Annotated in this window: 17 protein-coding genes; 10 read left to right on the forward strand and 7 right to left on the reverse strand. The window is 67.3% G+C overall.

The window, feature by feature from the left end; genetic code table 11:
• Window positions 1-50 precede the first annotated feature (50 nt).
• Window positions 51-1,052, forward strand: coding sequence for a hypothetical protein (locus tag G6N44_RS11110; protein ID WP_235683001.1), 1,002 nt, complete (start codon window positions 51-53; stop codon window positions 1,050-1,052).
• Window positions 1,053-1,066: 14 nt separating this feature from the next.
• Here the strand turns inward: G6N44_RS11110 and G6N44_RS11115 are convergent, their stop codons facing one another.
• On the reverse strand, window positions 1,067-4,351 hold the full coding sequence (locus G6N44_RS11115; protein ID WP_163663932.1) for an error-prone DNA polymerase: 3,285 nt from the start codon (window positions 4,349-4,351) through the stop codon (window positions 1,067-1,069).
• Between the two features lie 119 nt (window positions 4,352-4,470).
• On the opposite strand from G6N44_RS11115, the gene G6N44_RS11120 reads away from it, so the two are divergent.
• On the forward strand, window positions 4,471-5,463 hold the full coding sequence (locus G6N44_RS11120; protein WP_163663933.1) for a hypothetical protein: 993 nt from the start codon (window positions 4,471-4,473) through the stop codon (window positions 5,461-5,463).
• 19 nt (window positions 5,464-5,482) lie between these two features.
• On the opposite strand, the gene G6N44_RS11125 is transcribed toward G6N44_RS11120, so the two are convergent.
• The 3 genes from G6N44_RS11125 to G6N44_RS11135 all read right to left on the reverse strand — a co-directional run bounded on the left by G6N44_RS11125 (window position 5,483) and on the right by G6N44_RS11135 (window position 8,911).
• The gene (locus G6N44_RS11125; RefSeq protein WP_163663934.1) at window positions 5,483-7,039 is read right to left on the reverse strand and encodes an APC family permease; all 1,557 of its coding nucleotides are present in this window, start codon (window positions 7,037-7,039) and stop codon (window positions 5,483-5,485) included.
• Window positions 7,036-7,935, reverse strand: coding sequence for a universal stress protein (locus G6N44_RS11130; protein WP_163663935.1), 900 nt, complete (start codon window positions 7,933-7,935; stop codon window positions 7,036-7,038). The genes G6N44_RS11125 and G6N44_RS11130 overlap by 4 nt, the downstream gene beginning before the upstream one ends.
• Before the next feature lie 106 nt (window positions 7,936-8,041).
• Window positions 8,042-8,911 (reverse strand): MaoC family dehydratase, encoded by an 870-nt coding sequence (locus G6N44_RS11135; protein ID WP_163663936.1) that lies wholly within the window; start codon window positions 8,909-8,911, stop codon window positions 8,042-8,044.
• 69 nt (window positions 8,912-8,980) lie between these two features.
• On the opposite strand from G6N44_RS11135, the gene G6N44_RS11140 reads away from it, so the two are divergent.
• Both G6N44_RS11140 and G6N44_RS11145 read left to right on the forward strand, forming a co-directional pair.
• Entirely contained in the window at window positions 8,981-11,020 is a 2,040-nt protein-coding gene (locus G6N44_RS11140) for an SDR family oxidoreductase (RefSeq protein WP_179964512.1), read from the forward strand.
• 82 nt (window positions 11,021-11,102) lie between these two features.
• Window positions 11,103-12,092, forward strand: coding sequence for a nucleoside hydrolase (locus tag G6N44_RS11145; RefSeq protein ID WP_235683072.1), 990 nt, complete (start codon window positions 11,103-11,105; stop codon window positions 12,090-12,092).
• 7 nt (window positions 12,093-12,099) lie between these two features.
• On the opposite strand, the gene G6N44_RS11150 is transcribed toward G6N44_RS11145, so the two are convergent.
• On the reverse strand, window positions 12,100-13,650 hold the full coding sequence (locus G6N44_RS11150) for a DNA polymerase Y family protein (RefSeq protein ID WP_179964569.1): 1,551 nt from the start codon (window positions 13,648-13,650) through the stop codon (window positions 12,100-12,102).
• Window positions 13,651-13,689: 39 nt separating this feature from the next.
• The gene (locus tag G6N44_RS11155; protein WP_163663938.1) at window positions 13,690-14,397 is read right to left on the reverse strand and encodes a DnaE2-dependent mutagenesis accessory factor ImuA'; all 708 of its coding nucleotides are present in this window, start codon (window positions 14,395-14,397) and stop codon (window positions 13,690-13,692) included.
• Window positions 14,398-14,688: 291 nt separating this feature from the next.
• Between G6N44_RS11155 and G6N44_RS11160 the strand changes: the two genes are divergently transcribed.
• The 6 genes from G6N44_RS11160 (at window position 14,689) to G6N44_RS11185 (ending at window position 20,768) form a co-directional block, all read left to right on the forward strand.
• Entirely contained in the window at window positions 14,689-14,967 is a 279-nt protein-coding gene (locus tag G6N44_RS11160) for a hypothetical protein (protein WP_163663941.1), read from the forward strand.
• Window positions 14,968-15,006: 39 nt separating this feature from the next.
• The gene (locus G6N44_RS11165; protein ID WP_170309445.1) at window positions 15,007-16,617 is read left to right on the forward strand and encodes a S53 family peptidase; all 1,611 of its coding nucleotides are present in this window, start codon (window positions 15,007-15,009) and stop codon (window positions 16,615-16,617) included.
• Window positions 16,614-17,813, forward strand: coding sequence for a zinc ribbon domain-containing protein (locus tag G6N44_RS11170; RefSeq protein ID WP_163663945.1), 1,200 nt, complete (start codon window positions 16,614-16,616; stop codon window positions 17,811-17,813). The genes G6N44_RS11165 and G6N44_RS11170 overlap by 4 nt, the downstream gene beginning before the upstream one ends.
• Window positions 17,810-18,529, forward strand: a complete 720-nt coding sequence (locus tag G6N44_RS11175) for a hypothetical protein (RefSeq protein ID WP_163663947.1) — start codon at window positions 17,810-17,812, stop codon at window positions 18,527-18,529. The genes G6N44_RS11170 and G6N44_RS11175 overlap by 4 nt, the downstream gene beginning before the upstream one ends.
• Window positions 18,530-18,670: 141 nt before the next feature.
• A complete protein-coding gene (locus G6N44_RS11180; RefSeq protein WP_235683002.1) occupies window positions 18,671-18,952 on the forward strand; it encodes a hypothetical protein in 282 nt (93 codons plus the stop codon).
• A gap of 79 nt (window positions 18,953-19,031) precedes the next feature.
• Window positions 19,032-20,768, forward strand: a complete 1,737-nt coding sequence (locus G6N44_RS11185; protein ID WP_235683003.1) for a zinc ribbon domain-containing protein — start codon at window positions 19,032-19,034, stop codon at window positions 20,766-20,768.
• Here the strand turns inward: G6N44_RS11185 and guaA are convergent, their stop codons facing one another.
• Window positions 20,769-22,322, reverse strand: a complete 1,554-nt coding sequence (gene guaA / locus G6N44_RS11190; protein ID WP_163663949.1) for a glutamine-hydrolyzing GMP synthase — start codon at window positions 22,320-22,322, stop codon at window positions 20,769-20,771.
• Window positions 22,323-22,345 lie beyond the last annotated feature (23 nt).

The raw sequence follows: 22,345 nt of genomic DNA on the forward strand, positions 1-22,345 counted from the left end.
CCTACTCTGAACGCCGGCACGGTGGCAGGCTTGGCCGACAGGAGGTCGACATGGCCGGACTAACTGAATCGACAAGGGCCGCTGAGTCTTCAGGGGGCGCCCCGCCGAACTACGGCCAGGTGGGCGAGGTGACCGAGCCGATGCTTGTGGCTGCGGTGGATCAGAACACGGCCCCGAAAGCGACCTCGTCCGGCGCCAGGACCAGCATCGGATGGTTGGTATGCGGCGGCCTGGGCGGCCTGGCCATCATCTGTTTTCTGCTCTTCATTCCGGGCGAACTCGGCAGCAAGGCCGAGTGGTTCTTCGGTGCCGTCGTCTTCGTCGTCGTGATGGTGACGATGTGGCTGACCCTGACCATCCAGCGGCAGGCGAAGTACGACATCGCCCGGGCCGACGAGCGCCTGCGGCGTGAGCTGGCGGCTGCCGACGAGCGTTCGGCACTGGAACTCGCCCTGACCCAGAAATGGCATCGGGCCCAGATGGAGTCACAGCAGAAACTGCACGATGCCGAACTGGTGGCCCAGCGGGAACTCGCCCGCACCGAACGCGACAACCTGCTCGATCAGCTGCAGAAGCAGGCGATGATCGAGGTGTCGCGTGCGGTGGGTGCACACACCCGGATGCTCGCGACGCTGTGGACCGAAGGTGCGACTCAACTGCGCAACCCGGACCACGACGAGCGGGAAACCGCGATGAACGCCCTCTTCGAGCAGATCAGCCAGGTGGTGAGCGACGTTTCGGTCGAGCTCGACAACGCCCACCTGCTCAGCCAGGACGACCGCCTTCAGGATGCACTGCACCGGGTCAACGATGCGGTGCTGATGGCGATTCAGGTCGCCGAGGATCTGCATGCCGACGTGATCGAGGGTCGCATCCCGGAGACCAACCCCATCCCCGCCGTCCAGCGGTTGCTGCACGAGCGGGCCACCGCCGCGCGGCGACTGGCGTGGTCGCTGCTGCGGTCCGGGCTCCGGGACAACACCACCGCGTCCAGCGCTGATCCGGCTACCAGTGCGGAAGCGCTGAATCCGGCTACCAGTGCGGAGCGCTGAATCCGGCTTGAGCCTCAGCGGAAGTCTCGCGACCGGGACCCGACCCTCAGCTCGACCGGGCTCATCCGGTCGGCGAGCACGGTGACCGCACCGCTCGCGTTCTGCACGATGCCGCGGACCACCAGTGCCGGAGCTGTCTGCGCCAGCTTGCGGTAGCGCGCCCACACCCCCGGGGCGCACAGCACGTTGACCATCCCGGTCTCATCTTCCAGGTTCATGAAAGTCACCCCCTGCGCGGTCGCCGGACGCTGGCGGTGAGTCACCGCTCCGGCAACCAGGATTCGGGTCCCATCCATGACCTCCAGCAATCTGTCGGCGGGAATCACGCCCAGCGCATCGAGGTCGGCGCGCAGATACTGGGTGGGATAGCTGTCCGGTGAGATGCCGGTGGCCCACACGTCGGCGGCCGCCAACTCCAGTGCGCTCATCCCGGGTAGCGGCGGCACGTGCGAGGAGGACCCCACCCCCGGCAGTCGGTCCGGCCGCTGGGTGGCCGCCGCGCCCGCCGCCCACAGCGCCTCGCGTCGGCTGATCCCGAAACAACTCAACGCACCGGCGGTGGCCAGGGCCTCGGTCTGGGGCACCGACAGCTGCACCCGGTTGGTCAGGTCGATCAGGGTTCCGAACGGCCCGTTGGCATCTCGTTCGTCGACCAACCGCCCCGCCAACTCGTCACCGATGTGGCGGACACTGCCCAGGCCCAGCCGCACGTCCATGCCACGGTTCTCGCACGTCGCGTAGGCCAGGCTGGCGTTGACATCGGGACCGTGCACCGCCACCCCGTGCCTACGCGCGTCGGCGACCAGGGACTGCGGCGAATAGAACCCCATCGGCTGGGCCCGCAACAGGGCCGCGCAGAACACCGCCGGATGATGCAGTTTGAACCACGACGAATAGAACACCAGCGACGCGAAGCTCAACGAATGACTCTCCGGGAAACCGAAATTGGCGAAAGCCTCCAGCTTCTCGTAGATCCGCTCGGCCACCTCGCCGGTGATGCCGTGGAGTTCGGCCATGCCGTCGTAGAACCGGTTGCGCAGCCGTCGCATCTTCTCGGTGGAGCGTTTCGATCCCATGGCCCGGCGCAGTTGGTCGGCCTCGGCCGCGGTGAAACCCGCACAGTCGACTGCCAATTGCATCAGCTGCTCCTGGAAAAGCGGGATGCCCAGAGTTTTCTTCAGCGCGGATTCCATCGACGGATGGTCGTAGGTGACTTCCTCCAGACCGTTGCGGCGACGGATATAGGGATGCACCGAGCCACCCTGGATCGGGCCGGGCCGGATCAGCGCCACCTCCACCACCAGGTCGTAGAACTCTCTGGGTTTGAGCCGGGGCAGGGTGGCCATCTGCGCCCGGGACTCCACCTGGAACACCCCGACCGAGTCGGCTCTCTGCAGCATCTCGTAGACCGCCGGTTCGGCCAGATCCAGCTTGGCCAGGTCGACGGTGATGCCCTTGTGCTCGGCAAGCATGTCGATGGCATAGTGCAGCGCCGAGAGCATGCCGAGGCCGAGCAGGTCGAACTTCACCAAACCGATCGCCGCACAGTCGTCCTTGTCCCACTGCAGGATGCTGCGGTTGGCCATGCGGGCCCACTCCACCGGGCACACGTCGGCGATGGGGCGGTCACAGATCACCATGCCGCCGGAATGGATGCCGAGATGTCTTGGCAGATTGGCGATCTGGGTGGCCAGCTCGATCACCTGCTGCGGGATACCTTCCGCCTCCGGCGAGTCGGGGCGACCGCTCCACCGGCTGAGCTGCTTACTCCAGGCGTCCTGCTGCCCCTGGGAGAAACCCAGTGCCCGGGCCATGTCGCGGACGGCACTGCGGCCGCGGTAGGTGATGACGTTGGCGACCTGCGCAGCGTAGTCACGACCGTAACGCTCGTAGACGTACTGAATGACGTTCTCGCGCAGGTCCGACTCGATGTCGATGTCGATGTCGGGCGGCCCGTCACGGGCCGGGGACAAGAACCGTTCGAACAGCAGCTCGTTGGCAATCGGGTCGACGTTGGTGACCTTGAGCGCGTAGCAGACCGCCGAGTTGGCCGCCGATCCCCTGCCCTGGCACAGGATGTCGTTGTCCCGGCAGAACCGGGTGATGTCGTGCACCACCAGGAAATAGCCGGGGAACTTCAGCTGCTCGATGATCCGCAGTTCGTGTTCGATCTGCGCATAGGCCTTGCCTGCGTTGTCGACGGGCCCGTACCGCTCGGCAGCCCCGGCCATCACCAACTCGCGCAGCCAGCTGTCCTCGGTATGCCCGGCCGGGACGTCGAACGGTGGTAACTGCGGGGCGATGAGTGCCAGCCCGAAGGCGCACTGCTCACCGAGATCGGCTGCAGCCGAAACGATCTCGATGCCGAACCGCTGGGCCATCTCCTCCCCCGAGCGCAGGTGAGACCCGCCGAACGGGGCCAGCCACCCCGCTGCGGTGTCCATCGAGTTGCGGGCCCGGATCGCCGCCATCGCCATGGCCAGTCGACCCCGGTCGGGTGCAGCGAAGTGCGCGCCGGTGGTCGCCACCACCGGTAGCCCGAACCGCTGAGCCAGTCCGGCCAGGGTGGCATTGCGCTCGTCGTCACACGGATGGCCGTGATGGGTGAGCTCGACGCTGACCCGGCCGGCTCCGAAGCGATCCACCAGATCGACCAGCGCGGCGGCGGCAGCTTCCGGCCCACCTTCTGAAAGTGCCTGGCGGACATGACCTTTACGACAGCCCGTGAGGATGTGCCAGTGCCCGCCGGCAGCTTCGGCGAGGCCGTCGAAGTCGTAACGGGGTTTACCCTTCTCACCACCGGCCAGGTGCGCCTTGGCAATCTCTCGGGACAACCGCCGGTACCCTTCCGGCCCGCGGGCCAGGACCAGCAGATGCGGGCCGGGCGGATCGGGATCCTCGGTGCGGGGAATGTTCCCCAGCGACAACTCGGCGCCGAATACCGTGGCCAGATCCAGCTCCCTGGCCGCCTCGGCGAACCGGACCACGCCGTAGAGCCCGTCGTGATCGGTCAGCGCGATGGCCCGCAGGTTCAGCCGGGCCGCCTCCTCGACCAACTCCTCCGGGGTGCTCGCACCGTCGAGGAAGCTGTAGGCGCTGTGCGTGTGCAGTTCGGCATAGCGGATCGACGTTCGCGACCGGTCGAGCTCCGGCGGCTGATAGGTGCCGCGCTTACGCGACCAGGCCGGGCTGTCCCCACCGTCGCCCGCGAGCTCCAACGGCAGGCCGGAACGGCGCGGCTTGCCGGTCAGCACCCGCTCCATCTCCGACCAGCTCGGCGGCCCGTTGTGCCAACTCACCACTTCAGCATATCGAACGTTTGTTCGAAGTTGAATGGGGTGCGTACCTCGTGATGCCGACCACGCCGCCGCCCCCTACGATGCTGCTGGGCTGGGGATCGGCTGTGAGAGGACGGGCAATGGCATCGACGTCAGCATCAACCAGGTACATCGGCTACGTCGGTGGTGTCGCGGTGGCGGCCGGAGTCGGGGCGGCGATCGCCGTGGCCGGACAGGGCACCGCCCACGCTGATTCGACCGACGGCGCGGCCAAGGACTCGACCAGCAGCACATCCCAGCACGTCAACGCCGGACCCAAACGCGGTGAGACCAAGGCCGGCGAGACCAAGCGCCCCAAGCCTTTGTCCACGTTCAAGGACAACGTCTTCAAGGACACCCTCGACAAGCAGGCCGACACGATCGAGAAAGCGGCCGCACGCGTCAACAAGGCCGTACAGGACGCAAGACCCGCCAAGCCGGAGGCGGTCAAGCCCAAGCCGAAGCCCAGCGCCGAGGAATTCGAGGCCGGCGAGGTCGCCAAGCTCAAGGACCTGTTCACTCCCAAGCAGGCGGCGGCACCCAAACCGGCGCCGGTAGTGGCCGACACGCCGGACACCGAGACCGTCGCGCCGCGCGCAGTACAGGCCCAGGCCGACACCGCGGACGATGGCCCGGCATGGGATCCCAACCCGTTCCGCGGCAACGATCCGGAGCCGACGGATATCCCCCAGCCGATCATGGATCTCCGGAACGCACTGATGGATGCCTCACCCAATGAGCTCGATCCCCTCGTGCGTGAGGCGACCGAACAGATCTACCGGGGTAGCCAGATGATCCCGTGGGTCAACGCCGTCATCCCGATCGGCAAGATCGTGACCAACCTGGCTCCCGCAGTCGGCAACGATGCAGCCGCCCTGGATGCCAGGCAGACCATCATCAACGAGTTGATCAAGACCACCCCGCCGGGATCGTTCGTGTACTACGGCTACGACCTCGTCGCCGACGTGATCAACCTGGAGGGTCCGGCCGCCGATCTGAAGGTCCAGGCCGTCGCGACGGTGTGGGATCTGCTCGATCCACTTCACATTGCCCACAATCCGGGCAAGTCCGGTATCGGCAACGCCGCCGGCTGACTCGGCGTTTCGGCAGCCGCTACTCGACGAGTGACGGCGTGTCGTGCCGCAGTGTCTGGCCCCGGAAAAACTCGGGGCTGCGAGACCGCCAGATCATCATCAGCACGGCACCGAGGATCAGCACGCCGAAGCCGATGTAGAACACCAGGCCGATGCCGCCGACCGCGGCCCCGCTGGCGTTGTCCGGGTCCATGCTCTCGCCGATCGAGATGACGAACACCGCGGCCAGCACGATTCCGCCGAGCAGGGGGAACAGGAACTTGAACACCATGTTCTGGGCGTTGGCGAACAGCTCACGGCGGAAGTACCAGACACACGCAAACGCCGTGATGCCGTAGTACCAGCAGATCATGATGCCAAGGGCCGCAATGGTATCCAGCAGTGCGCTCTCCGACAGCAGGCTCACCGCGGTGTAGAACACCCCGGTGACCACCCCGGCGGTGACGGTTGCGAATACCGGCACCAGGTAGCGCGGGCTGACCTCGGCAAAGCGTGGCGGGAACGCCTTGTAGGCGCCCATCGCCAGCATCGCCCGGGCGGCGGGCAGGAACGTGGTCTGCAGGCTGGCCACCGACGAGGCCAGGATCGCCAGGAACAGCAGCGGCCCTGCCCACGTGCCGAGCACCGGATCGGCCAACGCCGCGAACACGTTCTCGGCGTTGTCCGGATTGCCCAGTCCCAGGTCGGCTTCACCGACGCCGGCATACATCATCACCGCGACCGCGATAAGCAGATACGTCGCCAGGATGGACAGCACACACAACAGCCCGGCCCGGCCCGGCACCTTCGTCGGATCCTTGGACTCCTCCCCCAGCGTCAGGCAGGTGTCCCAACCCCAGAACGCGAAGATCGACCCGGTCACGCCAATCACGAAGGCACTCAACGCCAGCCCGCTGAACGGGTTGAACCAGTCCGGGTCGAAGGACAGCCCGGCCGGTGCATCCCCGCGGCCCACGTGCACGAACGCCATCACCGCGAACGCCAGTAGCACCATCATCTGGAATCCGACCAATACGTACTGCACCCGTTCGCTGGTGGTGATGCCGCGGCTCGCGATGGCGGTGGCGATGGCCAGGAACACCAGCGTGGTGGCGATGTTGATGGCCTTGTTGCCGGCGAGCTCGGCGATCGAGTGCTGGTTGGTCACCCGAGCGATGAACAGGTAGAAGAACTCGACGGCGATCGCAGCGAGGTTGGACAGCACGATGATCGAGGCCATCACCATGCCCCACCCGCACATCCAGCCGACATACGGGCCGAATGCCTTGGTGGACCAGGTGAACGATGCCCCGCAGTCGGGTGCGCGCGAGTTCAGTTCGCGGTAGGCGTAGGCGGTCAGGAACATCGGGATGAACCCGGCGATGAAGATCGCCGGCATCTTGAGTCCGACGGCCGCCACGATCAACCCGATACTCGCGGTCAGTGTGTATCCGGGTGCCACACACGAGATTCCGAGGATCGCCCCGGAGAACGTGCCGACCTTGCCGGCGGCCAGTCCCTTGGAGACCAGCCCGGCAGAGTGTTCGGCGGCTTCGAGCTTCTGATGCGACGCGGATTCCGATACCGACTCGGTCATGAGTGATCCTCGCCGTCTGTGAGTTCATCCCGGGGCACCACAACCATCGGCACGTCCAATACGCGCAACATCTTGGCCGCGGTGGAACCGAGGAAGATCCGCCGCGGTGCGCTGAGCCGACTGGATCCGACCATGATGATGTCGCCGTCATCCCAGCCCAGCTGTTCGACGGCGGCCTCGACACTGGGACCGTTCACGATGGTGGAGGTCACCGGAAAATCTTCGGGGAGTTCATCTTTGGCGGCCGCCAAGGTCCGTTCGGCATGCTCGAGCGCGTGGGTCCGCACGGCCTCACTGTCGCCCCGCAGCGAGCCGAAAGTCGGATCGAGCGCGACCAGCGACACCAATCGCAGCGGAATGCCCGCAACCCGACTGGCCCGCACCGCAGTGGCGAGCAACAGATCCGAACCTTGACGTTGGCCTAGGGCGCAGGTGATTTCATGTACCCGCTCAACTTTGGAATCGCGGGTTCCGCGCGGCGCCACCGCGACCGGCACCGGTGAAGAGTGCAACAACTCGTTGACCACCGATCCCAGGGAGTAACTGCCGACCAGCCCCCCGCCGGCACCGCCGACCACGATCGCGATCGCCTGCAGTCGCAGCGCCTCGCGGATCAGACCGTCGGTGAACGACTCGTCGAAGCTCAGATGCGTGTGCGCCACAACGTCGTCGGGTACCAGGGCCAGGGCGTCATCCAGCCAACCCTGCGCCTGCCCGGCCAGTAATTCCTCGTAACCGCCTTTGGGAACACTGCCCGGCGGCGCGTTGTCGGGCGGCAGCACGATGCAGATGTGGATCTCAGCGGCCAACGTGCGGGCGAACCGAACCGCCAACGCCAGCGCATCGGCGCCACCGGGGGTGGCCAGATACCCAACGACCAGGCTTACCTGCGTCACCTGCCACCACCCATCCCGCACCTAGCCGTGCGACCGTAGTGGTTCGATCCTGTCAATCCACCCCGCGGTGTGCAGGGCTTCGGAGGAAATTTCCGCGACCGGCGGATCAGTCGGAGTACTCGGCGACACCGTCGTCCAGCACCAGTCGGGCGTCGGCACCGTCGGGCCCGGCAGCCTCGGTGCGGAACACCGCCCGCCCCGGTTCGGTACGCCAGATCGACGTGGTCAACATCTCGCCCGGGAACACCGGCGAACTGAACCGCGCTGCCACCGCATGGACCTTCGTGGCGTCGCCGCCACCGAGTTCGGCGACCAGCGCGCGCCCGGCCACCCCGTAGGTGCACAGGCCGTGCAGGATCGGCTTCGGGAACCCGGCGAGATTCTGCGCGAACCACGGATCGCTGTGCAGCGGGTTGCGGTCCCCGGACAGCCGGTAGATCAGCGCCTGATCCTCACGGGTGGGCAGCGCCACCCGGGCGTCGGGTTCACGGTCGGGAATCTGCGGTGCCACCGGGCGCTGCCCGGGCTGCCCGCCGAATCCGCCTTCGCCCCGAATCACCACGGTGGTAAGGGTTTCCGCGACGACCTCGCCGCTGGCCGGATCGGTGCCGATGCCCCTGAGCATGACCACCGCGTTCTTGCCCTCACCCTTGTCCTGGATGTCGGCGACCTCGGAGACCACGCTGAGCTTTCCGGACGGGGGCAGCGGCCGATGCAGCCGGATCTCCTGGGAACCGTGCAGCAGCATGCCGAAGTTGAAGGTGCCGATCTTGAGCGCCGCCGGGAAGGCCGAGCAGGCGATCACCGCATAGGTCGGCAGCACCTGCTGTTCGATCTCATGGCTGTTCTCGGTGGTGAAGGCGAGATCATCGGTGCCCGCGCCGACGCCGAGGGCGTACAGCAGGGTGTCGCGGTCGGTCCATTCGAACGGAATCGGATCGGTGGTCTCGCCAACGGCGTCCGGATTGAGGGGCATGCGTGCCGACGATAGTTGAGTCGAACGCCCTTGTTGACGTTTGCCCGATCTAGGGCCACGATGGCTCGCATGCGTTATGTCGTTACCGGCGGTACCGGGTTTATTGGCCGCCGAGTGATCACCCGGATCCTGTCCCGCGAACCCGGCGCCGAGGTGTGGGTGCTGGTACGCCGTGAGTCGCTGACACGGTTCGAGCAGCTGGCCCAGAACTGGGATGAGCGAGTGAAACCGCTGGTCGGCGACCTGACCGAGGCAGGTCTCGGACTGTCCGACGCCGATATCGCCGAGTTGGGTGACGTCTCGCATGTGGTGCACTGCGCGGCCATCTACGACATGACGATCGGTGAATCCGAGCAACGGGCCGCGAATGTGGAGGGCACTCGCGCGGTGATCGAGCTGGCCCGGCGCCTGGACGCCACGTTGCACCACGTGTCCTCGATCGCGGTGGCCGGCAACCACCGGGGTGTGTTCACCGAGGACGATTTCGACGTCGCCCAGGATCTGCCCACGCCGTATCACCAGACCAAGTTCGAGGCCGAACTGCTGGTGCGCTCGACACCGGGCCTGCGCTACCGGGTGTACCGACCGGCCGTCGTGGTCGGCGATTCGCAGACCGGCGAGATGGACAAGGTCGACGGGCCGTACTACTTCTTCGGCGTGCTGGCACGGCTGGCGGCGCTGCCGAAGTTCACGCCGATGATGCTGCCCGACTCCGGCCGGACCAACGTGGTGCCGGTGGACTTCGTGGTCGACGCGATGGTCGCGCTCATGCACGTCGAAGGCAAGGACGGTGAGACCTTCCACCTCACCGCGCCGAAGACCATCGGACTGCGCGACATCTACCGCGGGGTGGCCGGCGAGGCCGGACTGCCTCCGCTGCGCGGGTCACTGCCACGAGCCACCGCGGCACCGGTCCTGCAGGCGCGGGGGCGGGTCAAGGCGGTGCGCAACATCGTCGCCACCCAGCTGGGCATCCCCGGCGAGGTGCTCGACGTGGCCGAGCTGCGGCCGACCTTCACCGCGGACAACACCACCGCCGCGCTGCGCGGTACCGGGATCTCGGTTCCCGAATTCTGCACGTACGCACCGAAACTGTGGCGCTACTGGGCCCAGCAGCTCGATCCCGACCGGGCCCGGCGCGACGATCCGGCCGGCCCCCTGGTCGGCAAGCACGTCATCATCACCGGCGCCTCCAGCGGTATCGGCCGGGCTTCGGCCATCGCGGTCGCAGAACGCGGCGCCTGTGTCTTCGCGCTGGCCCGCAACGGTGAGGCGCTCGACGACCTGGTCGCCGAGATCCGTTCCTCCGGCGGCCAGGCCGGCGGAGAAATTCACGCATTCACCTGCGACGTCACCGATTCGGCATCGGTCGAGCACACCGTCAAGGACATCCTCGGCCGGTTCGGCCATGTCGACTATCTGGTGAACAACGCCGGTCGGTCCATCCGCCGGTCGGTGGTGAACTCGACGGACCGCCTGCACGACTACGAACGGGTCATGGCGGTCAACTACTTCGGCTCGGTACGCATGGTGCTGGCGCTGCTGCCGCACTGGCGCGAGCGCCGGTTCGGCCACGTGGTCAACGTGTCCAGTGCGGGTGTGCAGGCCAACAGCCCGAAGTACAGTGCCTACCTCCCGTCCAAGGCCGCACTCGACGCCTTCTCCGAGGTGGTCGGCACCGAAACGCTCTCGGATCACGTCACTTTCACCAATATTCATATGCCCCTGGTGAAGACGCCGATGATCGCGCCGTCGCGCAAGCTCAACCCCGTACCGCCGATCTCGGCCGAACATGCCGCGGCCATGGTGGTGCGCGGCCTGGTCGACAAACCGGCCCGGATCGACACCCCGCTGGGCACCGTCGCCGATTTCGGTCATTACCTGACCCCGAAACTGTCCCGCCGCGTTCTGCATCAGCTGTATCTGGGCTATCCGGACTCCGCGGCCGCGCAGGGTCAGATCGGCGAGAGCCCGCAGGGGACGACAGGCGAACCGACCCAGCGGCAGCCGAAGCGACCGGTCCGCAGCGTCCGCACCCTGCGGTTCCCGCGTGCGGTCGCCCGCCCGGTCAAGCGGGCGGTGCGGTTGGTGCCCGGCGTGCACTGGTAGCCGATTCGGTCCTATCGTTGGTGTCGTGACGACACCGCCAGCGCCCGTGTTCGCCGACGTCGACACCGGTGTCGACGACGCGATGGCGCTGGCGTATCTGCTGGCCAGCCCGGAAGCCGAGGTGGTCGGTATCGCCTCGACCGCGGGAAATGTTCCGGTACAACAGGTCTGCACCAACAACCTGGGTCTGCTGGAGCTGTGCGGGGTGACCGGGATCCCGGTCTCCAAGGGGGCCGAGCGCCCGTTGGTCGCACCGTTGCGCACGGCCGAGGACACTCACGGGCCACAGGGCCTGGGATACGCGCAGTTGCCCGACAGCGACCGACTACTCACCGCGCACGACGCCGCGCAGGCCTGGGTCCGCGCCGCACGCGCGCACCCGGGTGAATTGATCGGGTTGGCCACCGGGCCGCTGACCAACCTGGCACTGGCCATGCGCGCCGAACCCAGCCTGCCCAAGCTGCTGCGCCGCCTGGTGATCATGGGCGGGGCCTTCGACTACCGAGGCAACACCACACCGGTGTCGGAGTGGAACATCAGCGTCGACCCCGAATCTGCCGCCGAGGTGTTCGGCGGCTGGAACGCCGCCTGGGATCTCGGTGATGCCACCCATATGCCAATCATGCTGGGCCTCAACCTCACCGAGAACATCGCGATGACACCTGCGTTACTGAACCGACTTGCGGCCGCGGCCGGGTCACCGTCGGCGCCGATGAGCGTGCTCGACGAGCGGGGTACGCGGTCTTCGGCGGACAACCCGTTGATCCGCGTCCTGGAGGACGCCATGCGGTTCTACTTCGAGTTCCACTTCGACACCGGCGACGGGTATCTGGCGCATCTGCACGATCCGCTGGCCGCCGCGGTCGCGCTGGACCCGGAGTTGGTGAGCTACCGGGAAACCACGGTCGATGTCGAGCTGAGCGGCACCCTGACCCGCGGCATGACGGTGGCCGACTGGCGCGGACACTGGGGCCGTCCACCCAATGCCCTCGTCGGCACCGAGGTCGACCCGACGGTGTTCTTCGACCGGTTCATCAACCGGGTCGGGGAGTTCGCGCAGCGCCTGAGCTGACCGTGCCTCATTCATAGGCGCCCTCCAGATACCACCGGCGCTGCCGGTAACACAGCAGCAGAGCGAGATCGTCTTCGTCCCGGTCTCCAGAGCCCAGCAGCACCTGGGCCCGCGCCGTGCGCCCGGCTCCCCGATTCTCCGGATCCCACCACCGCTCGTCGACCGGCCACGGCCCCGCCCACCAGCGCAGCCTGCCGTCACGGCGGCCGGCGCCGGCCAGCTGCGCCGGATCGGCCGAGAACAACCCACGGCTGGTGACCCGGACCGGATTTCCTTGCACATCAAGCAATTCCACCGGGTCATCGAGCAGTACGGTCGGTGAGGGCTCGGGCAACTGGCCGGGCCAGGGCTGGCGCGGGTCGGCTCGCGGCACCGGCTCGTCTCCCAACGGCGTGAGGGTAATGCGCTCGGCAGGACCGCGCCCTCCACTGAGCACCGGAACCTGTACCGCTTCCGGGCCGAGCAGCCCCTGCACCCGCAACAGCGCGCGCCGGGCCCGCAGCCGATCCTCCTCCCCCAGCCCGCCCCACAACGGCAATTGCAGCGCCGATGCCGAGACCACCTCCACCGGGCGCAGGCGCAGCATGACGAGGGGCGCACTAGGCCGATCAATGGTGCGGCGGTTCAGCCAGCCGTCCAGCTGCCAACGCACCCGGTCGGCGGTGGCATCCTCGGTCAGTGGCTCGGCACACCGCCAGACCCGTTCCAGCTCTTCACCGTTGGCGGTGAGGGCGTGGATGGCCAACCGGGTACAGCCCACCCCGGACGCCTCCAGATGACGGTGCAGATCACCGGCCAGGGACCGTCCGGCGAAGGCTGCCGCGTCCACCCTTTCGATCGGCGGGTCACAGTTCATCACCGCATCGAGTTCGGTGGCCGGATCTCGTCCGGAGGGACCCCGGTCCGGCTCCCCGCAGGCGAACCGGTGCGCCGTCACCGCGTCGGCCCCGAACCGGGAGGCGACATCGGTGCGGGACAACTCGGCGAACTGCCCGAGAGTTCGGATACCCATCCGCCACAACAGGTCTGCCAGTTCCTCGCGGCCGGGGGCGGCCAGGGCGGGTTCGGTGGACAGCTGCCGGATCGACAACCCGGACAGAAACCGTGCATCGTTCCCAGGTTCGACGATGCACCCCGCCCGGGCGGCGAAGACCGCGGTGGAAAGTTGATCGGCGATACCGACCTGGCATTCGGCCCCCGCCGCGGCGACGGCGTCGATCAATCGTTCGGCCGCAACCGGTTCGGATCCGAAGTACCGCGCCGCGCCGCGCACCGAGAGCACCAGCAATCCCGGACGCAGCACCTCGGCGCGCGGCACCAGATCGTCGACGGCAAGCGTCACGTTCTCGAAATGACGGGCGTCCCTGGCCGGGTCGGCGGTGACGACATGCAGTTGCGGACACCGGGCCTGAGCCTCGCGCCGGCGCAGGCCGCGCCGGACCCCGACCGCACGTGCCGACGCCGAGCAGGCGATCACCCGGTTGGCCAGAGTGACCGCGACCGGCACCGTCGAGGTCAAACCTGCCGCCGTCGCCGCGGCCACTGCCGGCCAGTCCATGCACCAGAGGGCCAGCACCCTGGAATCCGCAGGCACGAGCTATCCACCTGCCGCACAAGATGATCCGATGCCCCGTCCCCGGGCACGCATGGCCAGCCGGACTCGGCTGATCCGGCCTCGTCCGGGCGTCGGGATGTCCTGGCCGGCACCGGCCACCTCATAACCACATACCCGGGCCTCCAGCCGAGCCGATGCGCCCTGCCAGTCACCGTCGACGATCAGCAGGGTGCAGCCTTTCTGCCGGGCCCGCGCCACCATCACCCTGGCCCGGCTCGGCGGAACCGAACGTCCACCCAGCCCGAGCACCACCAGATCCATCCCATCCATCAGCACCGAGGCCACCTCGACAGGATCGGCACCCGGATCGGGGATAACCGCGAGCCGGCTCAGATCGGCGCCCATCTCCACCGCGGCCAGCAGGCCGACATCGGGTTGGCCGATGATCACCGCATGCCCGCCCGCGGCCGTCACCGCCGCCACCATGCCCAGCGACAGTGACCGGGCACCCGCCGCCACTGCGACAGACCCACGCGGCAGCGTCGTCGGCAGGCCCTCCGGCAACGCCTCAACCAGCGTTTCAGAGGGATCCAGCAAAGATTCCGGAGCCGGGATCACGGTTTCTGACCGGGGTGCACCGCGATGCGCGGGGCCCACCTTCCCTGACACCGAGGCAATCTTGCGACGGAGGTGTTCGACCTGTTCAGAGCGGGTAAGCAGGTGCAAATCACGTTCTGCCGCAACAGTCACAACAACACCTCCCGCACCATCCGCATTCCATCGTGTTCGAATATACGTTCGATCACTTGAGTAAACACCCACCCCCCGACAGCGTCAAGCTGCGGGCGGCAGCCGCCGACCCGGGCGCGGGACCGGCCGAAATGGCTCTGCGACCGGGCGAACCTTCAGTTAGAGTTCGTTGACCAGAACCCACTTCGGGATGGGACTGGCCACGACTTTGCGTTACAGGTGGTGGGAATCCACCGCGATTCGCCGAAGACCAGAGTTCTGTGACAGCACGGGGACAGTGAGGACAACATCATGAAGTCAGGGCAGTTGACGCGCCGACTCACCGTCATCGCGGGCGGCGCGGCAGTCATCGGGATGATCTCGTTCACCGCGGCATGCGGCACCGAGGAGCAGAAGGGTCCCGAGACCACCACACCGACCACGACGACTACCACCACCACGCCGGCCACCCCCGCCCCGCCGCCTCCGATCGAGCCGACCGAGAAGTCGATCAACCCCACCGGCGGCAACCTGTTCACGCCCGGCGTGAAGGCGCCTCCGGCCCCGACCGCGGTTCCCGGCGACAACTAGACGCGGAGCGCAGAAAGTCGGTCGCTCGCCATGGCCGGGATGAACATCGCCTCCGGGCGGGCGTTACTGGCAGTGATCCTGTTCAGCGCCCTGCTGGTCTCCGACCTGCGGACCGTGCCCACCCCGGACGGCACGGTGTACGGACCTACTCACATCACCGGTCCGTACGCCCAACTACTTTCTGCCTCAACCGATCTCGGACCAGCCGCGTACAGCTCGGCACAGCTCACCATGACACTGCACAGCGCCGCCCGACCCGCTGAACTGTTCAGCTGGGCCGAGCAGCATTCACTGTCGATCCGGTGGCGGCCCGGCGATACCTGGGCGATCGCCGAAGGCCGGTCCGCAGACCTGGCAACCGCTTTCGGAGTGGACATCCATGACTACCGGGGCCGGCGCGGTCAGGATTTCTACGCTTCACCACAGCAGCCGTCGATACCCCAGCGGTTGTCCGGGGAGGTCACCGGGGTCGGTCGCATCCTGGGCTATACGCCGTACCGGATGTCGCTGCCGGATCTTCGTAACCTGCCGACCGATGTTCCGGACCAGGGGTTGACGCCACAGGGGGTGCGCAACACCTACAACCTCGCCAATCTCGCGGACCAGGGGTTCACCGGCAAGGGCACCACCATCGTGTTCTTCGCGTTCGACGGCTTCGATCAGGCCGACCTGGACACTTTCGCAACCACCTTCGGGCTTCCGAGGTTCACACCGGTCGTGGTCGGCGGGCAACCGAGTGCCCCACACGGCGAGACCACCATGGATCTGCAGATCGCCCATGCCATCGCCCCGGATGCACAGAAGGTTGTGGTCAATGCCCGGCCGACAGTCCAGGGTGACGGCGCCTACGAGAAGATCGGGAAGATGCTCGAGTCCGCGGACCAGCAGTTTCCCGGTGCAGTGTGGAGCTTCTCGATCGGTTGGGGCTGCGACAAGCTGATCACCGCCGCCGATCTCGCCCCGGTCCGCTCGGCCCTGTCCACGGCACATTCCCACGGCACCACCGCATTCGACGCCAGCGGCGATCTGGCGGGTCTGGAATGCAAAGGCGGACAGGACTGGTCCTCTGCACCCGGCGAAGATGACATCGGCCTGGACTCGGTGGCCTCCCTTCCGGAGATGACCGGTGTCGGCGGCACCACGCTGTCCACCGACGCCCACGGCGGCTGGCTGGCCGAGCAGGCCTGGTTCGATGTCCCGCTGTCACAGGGCACCGGCGGTGGCGTCTCGGCGATCTTCGACCGCCCCGAGTGGCAGCGCGATGTGTCTGCGCCCGGCGGCAGCGCCGGGCGGCGGCTGACCCCGGATGTGGCCGCAGTGGCCGACCCCTTCACCGGCGTGAAAATCGTGCTGGACAACCAGGTTCTGGTGGGAGGCGGCACATCGCAGTCCGCACCGTTGTGGGCCGGGATGGCCGCAGTGATGAATCAGTACCTGATCGCCAACGGCGGCCGTGCGCTCGGCGACCTCAACCCGCTGCTGTACAAGATCGCCTCGGGCGCCCCGCTTCCGGCTTTCCGTGACGTCAACCTCGGCGGCAACGCGGTGTCCACCGCTTCGCCCGGATACGACCTGGTGACCGGGCTGGGCACACCCGACGTGGAGAACCTCGCCAAGAACATTCTTGACCTGCAGAAGGCACACCGATGACCGACGTCCCCGACGTCCCCACCACCGAGTGCCGCGTCTGCAAGATCGACGTGCCCGACGGGAAGTACTGCGGGCTGTGCGGGGTGCCGATCGGCAAGGAGCGAGGCGACGGACCGGAATGGTTGCGCCTCAGCGCATCCTGTGTCGCTCCCGATGAGCACCTGCTGCGCCCGTCGATCGCCAGCTCACTGTTCCCTCATCTGTCGCACCAGTCCCGCACCCCGTTCCGCATCGCGATGCTGGTCCTGTTGGCCGGGTTGGTGGTCTGCGCGCTGCTGAGACTGCCCGCGGCCCTGATCGCGGTCGCTGCGCTCGGGCTGCCCTTACTGTTCTTGATCTACCTCTACGAGTCGGACGCCTTCCGCGACCTACACCGCGCCGACCTCGCGCTGACCATCGTGCTCGGAATTGCCCTGGGCGTGGGGTGGGTGCTTCTCACCGGCCACGTCATGGCCAAGTCCTACGGCGTCCCACTCGGTTCCGGGGTGACCGGATTCCGGATCATGCGCAACGGCTTGGGGATTCCACTGGGCGGCGCGGTCCTGATGCTGGCGCCTGCGGTCACGGTGCGGCTGACCCGGCCCGCCAGTCGGGAATCGTTGGACGGCTTCATGATCGGCGCTCTCGGCGCGACGGCATTCACGGCGGCGGCCACCCTGACCCGACTGGCACCACAGTTGACCACCGGAATGGTGGCGCACAACCGCCCGATGTCCGGGCTGCTCGTCGAGGCCGGGATCCGCGGTATCGCAGTGCCTTTGACCGCAGCGTCCATCGGAGGCCTGATCGGTGCGGCGTTGTGGTTCACCCGCCCCGTCACCAAGGTCGACAAACACGTCGGTTATGTCCGGCTGGTGATGTTCTCCTGTGCCGTTGCGGTGCTGATCGTCTACTGCGCACTCGGTCTGATCGATGTCGCGCGCATTCCGCAATGGTTCCAGTTGACGGTGCATCTCACGGTGTCGGCGATGGCATTGCTGGCGTTGAGGGTCGGTGTGCATCTGGCGCTGCTGCACGAAGCGCAGGACGAGATCGCCTCCGACCAACCGATCTTCTGCGCACGCTGCGGCCACGTCGTGCCCGACATGTCGTTCTGCCCCCACTGCGGTGCGGCCACTCACGCATCGTCGCGCACCTCCCGCGAAGAGCGCCGCGCGCACCGGCCGGTGCGCGACCCGGGATCCGATGCCGGATGAGCACGTTCTTCCCCGGCTATGCGGTACCCATTTCCACCGGCACAACCCGGGCTGTCCGCGGCACCTCGGCCCTGAAAGTACTGACGATCCTGGGCGTCGGCATCGCCCTGGTTGCCGGTGTGCTGGCTTGGGTCTCACATGCGACCAGCGAACCCCCGGTCCGCTACATGTGCCCACCGGAGTGCGGGCGACCCCCCACCGGACAGGCGGTGGCGATCAATCCGGTATTCACCGCCCCCGACGGAAGCTTCTCGGTTTCCTACCCGGTCGCCTCGTCGGCATACCAGGTCACCACCAACCCGACCGGTGTCACCGCGGAATTCCAGGCCGGGGACGGCGGGATGCTGCAGTTGTTCAGCGAGCCGGCGAATGGACGCGGCGCCGAGGACATCGCCAATTCTCTGGTCAGGAAGACATTTCCGGATACCAAGACCGCCTACGAAATTCCCAACGCCATGGTCGGCTACCACCCCGGTTTCGGTCTGGTCGCCGACTGCTGGCCGCAGGGCGCCACAAGTAACTACACGCGGATGCGGGTACTGGTGTTGGTGGCGGTGAAGAACGACCTTGCGCTCATCGCGTCGGCCGTCGGCCCGTATCGGGAATTCGGCCCCGGCTCGGGCGCCAGTAAACCCTCGGGCGCCAACCTGCAGCTGGCGCTGGACATGGGAAAATACGTCAACAGTTTCCGGTGGCGCGGAGATCCCGACCGCTGACTCTCCCGCATGGGCGTCTGGGGTCCGGATCAGAAAGACACAATTGACGCCCGCGCCGGAGCGCTCTGGGTTAGAGTTTGCTGGCAGACCCGTTTCAGGGCCTGTGTCTGTTTCGTCCGCGGGGGACAGTGAGGACTAATCATGAGGGCACGTCGATCAACTCGTCGCCTCGCAGCTGCCGCAGCCTCCGCCGCGATCGTCGGGATGATCGGGCTCAGCGCTTGCGGTACCGGCGAGAAGGCACCAGAGACCACCACGCCGTCCACCACGACGACGACCACGACCCCGTCGACGCCGCCGCCGGCGCAGCCCACCGAGAAGCAAGGCACCACCCGGAGCCCCAACCGTTTCACGCCCACCCACGTAGAACCGGCGGCGCCGCCCACCGGGCGCCACGGGGTCGGCAGCCCTCATAGGCAATAACGCCGGAACCGGCTCTGACGACCCTGCGCTCACCACCGAATGCCGGGTGTGCCGGGTGTGCCGGGTATGCCGAGCCGAAGTGCCGGCAGGCACATTCTGCGGGGTGTGCGGCGCCTACCTGGATCCACAGCGCCATGACACCGGGTGGCTGAGGCCACGGGCGTACTGCGCCGGTCGCGAGCACCTGCTGTGGCCGTCGGTGGTCAGCTCGCTGTTTCCAGTGCTACCGCACCGCTCGCGCGCGAGGTACCGACTCGGGATCGCCGCGCTGGTGGTTGCGATGCTCGCCTGCACACTGCTGCGAGTGCCCGCCGCGATTACCGCACTGGCCGCGTTCGGTCTGCCACTGCTGTTCGTCACATATCTCCGTGAATCCGCTGTCATTCAAAATCTTTCGGCGCGAACCCTGCTGCTGACCGGTGCCCTGGGCGCCGGACTGGGCGCAGCCTGGGCGCTGCTGACCGGAACCGCGGTGGCCCGCGAGTACGACATGCCGATGGGCGTCGACGTGCCGGAGTTCCGGGTGATGCGCGACGGCCTTGCCGTCCCGCTGGGCGCCTTGTTGTTGCTGCTCACCCCCGTGTTGGTGATCCGCATGTTCGGGCCGCGCACCCGGGAATCGTTGGACGGCTCAGCTATCGGCGCCCTCGGCGCACTTGCTTTCAGCGCGGCAGCCACGCTGAGCCGGTTGGCTCCTCAGTTCGATGACGGAATGGTGGACCATGACCGACCGTTGAGCGGGCTGTTGGTCCAGGCCGGGATTCAGGGGTTGGCGGTGCCGTTGACTGCCGCGGCCGCCGGGGCTCTCGGCGGGGTGGTCCTGTGGTTCACACCGGGGGCCGGCAACGCCTGGCGCCCGAGACATGTGCGCGCGGCCTTGGCGCTGACCGTCGCATCCGCACCGGCCTGCTATGCGGTCCTCGGCCTGATCGGTGTTGCACCCGTACCTGAAATCTTGCTTCTGGCAGTGTATTTAGCCGTGGCTACGTTGGCCTTGCTGGCGTTGCGAGTCGGTCTGCAGCTCGCCTTGCTGCACGAGGCGCACGGCACCGTCCATGCCGGCGAAGTGGTGCGGTGCCGGCAATGCGATCACTCCGTTGCCGATATGACGTTCTGCCTGAATTGCGGCACGGCGATGCGCGCATTACAACGGACGGCGGATCACCCGGACCGCACACTGCTGGTGACGTGGGGGACCGGCGTCATGCTCCTGACGGCCGCCCTCGTCGTGGTGTCGGCCGTGGTCAGCAGTCCACCCGCACGCTATCGATGTCCACCGGATTGCGGCCGTCCCCCGACCAGCGATCCGGTGGCGACGAATCCCCGCTTCACCGCCCCGGACGGCGCGTTCTCGGTGAACTACCCGGCATCCGGCGCGGCGTACCGGATCACCACCGCCGACGACGGGGTGACAGCGGATTTCCTGGCCGGCGACGGCGGCACCATGCAGCTCATCGGAAAAGCCGCGGCCGGACGAACCCCGAAGGAGATCGCCACCGCCCTGGTCGAGAACACCTATCCCGACACCGATCTGGACTACGAGATCCCGAATGCCATGGTCGGCTACCAGCCCGGGTACGGGATGGTCCTCGACAGCTGGCCGCAAAACGCCACCGGCGACTACATGAGGATGCGGGTGGTCATCCTGGCCGCGGTGAAGGACGACTTGGCCCTGATCGCTGTGGCAACCGGCCCGTATCACGCGTACGGCCCGGATTTCGGTCCGGGAATTCCGTCCGGCGCGAACTTGGACCTTGCCTTGGACATGGGCAAGTACGTCAACAGTTTTCGTTGGCGTAACGACCCGGGCCGCTGATCACTCCCACTCGATGGTGCCCGGCGGCTTGCTGGTGACATCCAGCACCACCCGGTTGACCTCGGGCACCTCGTTGGTGATGCGGGTCGAAATCCGTTCCAGCACTTCGTAAGGAACCCGGGTCCAGTCCGCGGTCATGGCGTCCTCGCTGGACACCGGCCGCAGCACGATCGGATGCCCGTAGGTACGTCCATCGCCCTGCACACCGACCGAACGCACGTCGGCCAGCAGCACCACCGGGCACTGCCAGATCTGCTGATCCAGCCCGGCGGCGGTGAGCTCCTCACGCGCGATCGCGTCGGCGCGGCGTAGGGTGTCGAGCCGGTCGGCGGTCACTTCGCCGACGATGCGGATACCCAGGCCCGGCCCCGGGAAGGGTTGGCGGGCAACGATTTCCTCGGGCAGGCCGAGTTCACGGCCCACCGCGCGCACCTCGTCCTTGAACAGCAGCCGCAGCGGCTCGACGAGCTTGAACTTCAGGTCGTCGGGCAGGCCGCCGACGTTGTGGTGGCTCTTGATGTTGGCCGTGCCGGTGCCGCCACCGGATTCCACGACATCGGGGTACAGCGTCCCCTGCACCAGGAAGTCGATGTCCGCTTCGCTGAGGGTGTCGCGCACCGCCCCTTCGAAGGCGCGGATGAACTCGCGGCCGATGATCTTGCGCTTGCCCTCGGGGTTCGTGACCCCGGTCAATGCCTCAAGGAACCGGTCGGCAACATCGACGGTCACCAGCTTGGCGCCGGTCGCGGCGACGAAATCGCGCTGCACCTGCGCCCGCTCCCCCGCCCGCAGCAGGCCGTGGTCGACGAACACACACGTCAACCGGTCACCGATGGCGCGTTGCACCAGAGCGGCGGCCACCGCGGAGTCGACACCACCGGACAGACCACAGATGGCCTGGCCGTCACCGATCTGGGCGCGCACCGCCTCGATCAACTGCTCGGCGATGTTGGCGGCGGTCCAGGTCGCGCCGATGCCGGCGAACTCGTGCAGGAACCGGCTCAGCACCTGCTGGCCGTGCGGGGAATGCAGCACCTCCGGGTGGTACTGCACACCGGCCAGGCGGCGGGCCCGGTTCTCGAAGCCCGCGACCGGAGCACCGGCGCTCGACGCGATCACCTCGAAGCCTTCCGGCGCGGCCGTCACCGCGTCTCCGTGGCTCATCCATACCGGCTGGATCCCGGGCAGGTCGGCATGTAGATCGCCACCGGCGACGCTCAGCTCGGTGCGCCCGTATTCGCTGGTCCCGGTGTGTTCGACGGTGCCGCCCAGCGCCTGGGCCATGGCCTGGAAGCCGTAGCAGATACCGAACACCGGGATGTCGAGATCGAACAATGCGGGGTCCAGCCGGGGGGCGCCTTCGGCGTACACACTGGCCGGGCCGCCCGACAGCACGATGGCCTGCGGATCCTTGGCCTTGATCTCCTCGACCGTGGTGGTGTGCGGGATGACCTCGGAGAACACCCGCGCCTCGCGGACCCGGCGGGCGATCAGCTGTGCGTACTGAGCGCCGAAGTCGACGACGAGGACAGGACGGGGAGATGCAGATGTCACCGCAACAGTCTAGTGCTGGAGAT

The organism is Mycolicibacterium alvei, from assembly GCF_010727325.1.
Classification (GTDB): Bacteria; Actinomycetota; Actinomycetes; order Mycobacteriales; family Mycobacteriaceae; genus Mycobacterium; species Mycobacterium alvei.